Below are 1,481 nucleotides of genomic sequence, written 5' to 3' on the forward strand. Positions count from 1 at the left end.
ACACTAACTGTCCGGCTTCAAATCGGAATCGTGTCCGGCATGAAATCGGAATACCTGTCCGGCTTCAGATTGGAATAGCCGTCCGGCATCACCGGAATACGCACCACGCCAAGGATGAAGTCGACATCGTTAGCGCGGCACCAGTCGATGATCTGCGGACTGCAATAGTGGCTGTGGGCCCGGATCAGGATCCGGGTGCTCGGCCAGTTGCTCCGGATCGCCCGCACCAGGCGCACAAAATCCGGCTTCAGAGATCGTGCATACCGTCGCAGAGCCAAACGAAAAGAGTCCGTTTTCGGGTGTAGGTTGGCGCCCGTATTTATTCAGTTGGATGCTCTCATCGCCTCCCGCGGTAAGGAGCAAGCAAGTTAATGGGAGGTAAGAGTTGGGGCGGGGCAAGCGTGTCATCGTCACCTCTCCTTAGCGTGTGTTGTCGGCGAAACTGTTTAAGGCTCTTGATAACATGAGTGCCAGCACTTTGCGGTTTTCTGGGTTTACCATCATCGTGTCGTGATTGCCTGGAACTGGAACTGCATGGATGGCCGCTGCACTCAAAATTCGGTCCCAGCCGCGCATGAGCGATCTTGCCTCTGGGCCAATTGAGCTCTCGCCCAGTCGCACACGACGGCTGAGGAAAGGATCAGCTGCATAAAACTGATGAATCTCAATTGGCAGGGACGGAACTTGATACGACTGCAGCGCCCTATGAAATTGGGCGATTCTTTCAAACATCAGAACGTCATTGTGGAGATCACGATCCGGAGGTGTCGCCCCAATTTTCTGTGCCTTTTCAAGCAGCTGAGCAATTGAACATTGTCCAGCAAAGCGTTCCAACACTTCGAAGCTCTCATCATCCAAGGATTCGAAACCTTCCAGTACGATATTTCGGACGATCTGAGAGGGGGATATGCTCGATCGATTTGCAAATAGCGCAACATCGATGAACGCCATGAAAGACACGGTTTCATCCAGACCCAGTAAGCGCTGGGCTATGGCGTAAGCCAAGATGCCACCCGAGGAGTATCCTGCAAAGCGGTATGGACCTTGCGGCTGAATTTCTTTGATTGCCAGGATGACCGTGTCAGCAATCGCTTCAAGGGTCAGTGAACGAGCTTCATCGGAAGACGGCCATGGCAAAGCATAGACGGGACAGTCTATGTTCATTTCCTTTACCAAACTAATGACATAGGAACAATCGCCCCAACCGTCGGGAACAAAGAAGAGCGGCGGTTGAGATCCCGTCGCACGAACGGGTAGAATGCCAGGTCTATGTCGGTGAAAGTCAATCTCGACCTTCGATGCAAGCTCCTTCAGGACAGGAGCATGAAAGAGATCAGCCGCGCTAAACTTCAGTCCAAGATCTGATGCTCGGCTGAGTAGCTGCACCGCCAAGAGCGAGTGGCCGCCGAGTTCGAAGAAGTTATCGTGGCGTCCGACCCGCTCGACCCCGAGAAGCTCCGCCCAGATCTGTGCCAGCGCCG

1 protein-coding gene and 1 pseudogene are annotated in these 1,481 nt (G+C 53.7%); both read right to left on the reverse strand.

Annotated elements, in window-relative coordinates; translation table 11 throughout:
* Positions 1-104: 104 nt before the first annotated feature.
* A pseudogene (locus NKH49_RS35085) lies at positions 105-278 on the reverse strand (transposase); the annotation flags it as partial.
* A gap of 142 nt (positions 279-420) precedes the next feature.
* A partial coding sequence (locus NKH49_RS34645; RefSeq protein WP_352930176.1) for a thioesterase domain-containing protein occupies positions 421-1,481 on the reverse strand: 1,061 nt, incomplete at its 5' end.

Source organism: Mesorhizobium sp. M1088, from assembly GCF_040318575.1.
Classification (GTDB): domain Bacteria; phylum Pseudomonadota; class Alphaproteobacteria; order Rhizobiales; family Rhizobiaceae; genus Mesorhizobium.